The 1,565-nt window shown below is 44.0% G+C and carries 1 protein-coding gene; it reads left to right on the forward strand.

Features of this window, described 5'->3' with window-relative positions; translation table 11 throughout:
- Window positions 1–35 precede the first annotated feature (35 nt).
- A complete protein-coding gene (locus tag U9Q08_04435) occupies window positions 36–1,253 on the forward strand; it encodes a type II secretion system F family protein (protein MEA3328957.1) in 1,218 nt (405 codons plus the stop codon).
- The last annotated feature ends 312 nt before the right edge of the window (window positions 1,254–1,565 follow it).

Below are 1,565 nucleotides of genomic sequence, written 5' to 3' on the forward strand. Positions count from 1 at the left end.
TTTAACAATTTAGTAATGAATTAGGAAGGTGTAAGATGCCGGTTTTCAAGTATGTTGCCAAAGACAAACAGGGACACACGATTAGTGCTTCGATAGAGGCAGACAGCCCCGCACCTCTTGTTGCTTCATTAAGGGATAAGGGGCTGGTAATTATCTCGGTCAAAGAGGAAAAACCAAAAAAAGGATTTTCCGGCCTGGCCGGTTTGATGGGTAACAAGATAAAGACCGAAGACCTGGTAATATTTTCCAGGCAGTTGGCTACAATGGTGGATGCCGGGATACCGGTGACCCAGGGCCTGGATATTTTATCTGAACAGGTGGAAAACAAAAAATTTAAAAATATAATTACCACCCTGCGGGATGATATTGAAGGCGGCAGAAGCCTGTCGGAGGCATTTGGTAAACACCCTAATGCCTTTTCTGTGCTTTTTGTAAACATGGTAAAGGCCGGGGAATCCAGCGGTACCCTGGATTTGATCTTAGATAGATTGGCGGGATATATGGAAAAGACCAGTTTTTTGATGCGCCGGGTTAAAGCAGCGCTGGTCTACCCCGCGGTAATAACTACCATAGCTTTTGGTATAACCGTTTTTCTTATTATTAAGGTAGTCCCGGTATTTAAAGGTATTTATGAAGGTTTTGGGGCGCAACTCCCTTTGCCCACCCAGTTGTTGCTTTCGTTAAGTGATTTTATGAGGCAATATTTTCTATTAGGCGTGGCGGGAGTGATTGCGGCTGTTTTTCTTGTTAGCCGTTATGCTAAAACGGCCAGCGGCAAATTCAGGTTTGACCAACTTAAGTTGAAACTACCGGTGTTCGGACTGCTTCTCAAAAAAGTAGCGATCAGCAGATTTTCCCGGACATTGTCAACTTTAGTGAAAAGCGGTGTGCCTATCTTGAACTCCCTGGAAATAGTGGCTAAAACAGCCGGAAACAGGGTTGTAGAAATTGCCGTGAACAATGCCCGGGAAAGCATTCGTGAAGGCGAAAATATTAGCGACCCGTTAACCAAAAGCGGTATTTTTCCCCCTCTGGTGGTAAGGATGATCGGCGTGGGGGAAAAGACCGGGGAGCTTGAAAAGATGCTGGCTAAGATCGCTGATTTTTACGATGAACAGGTAGATGCGGCTGTTACCGGGCTTACCTCGATGATCGAGCCTTTGATAATAGCCTTTTTAGGGTTAATAATCGGAGGGATCGTAGTCAGTATGTACCTGCCGATATTTAAGATCTCGGAGTTGATCCAGATGTAAGTGAGCAATTAGTGAGCAAAAGATTGCTGAAAAAGTCCAATTTCCGTCATTGCGAGCGAAGCGAAGCAATCTCAAAGATAGATTGCTTCGTCGAGACTTCGTCTCTCCTGGCAATGACGAAGAAACTTGTTTCCTCTGAAAAGAGAGTTATTCGGTGACCTTAGCAATTTTTTTTAGCAATTTTCCTGTTAGCTAAATTTTAAAAGTGCACAGTTTAAAGTTTAAAACTGCACACTCCCCAAGTCCTTAATTTTGTTCTTTTTAAGATAGGTGTCATCCTGAGGGAGCGTAAGCGTAGGTGTCATCCTGAGG

Source organism: Candidatus Omnitrophota bacterium, from assembly GCA_034717435.1.
GTDB lineage: Bacteria > Omnitrophota > JAUWXU01 > JAUWXU01 > JAUWXU01 > JAYELI01.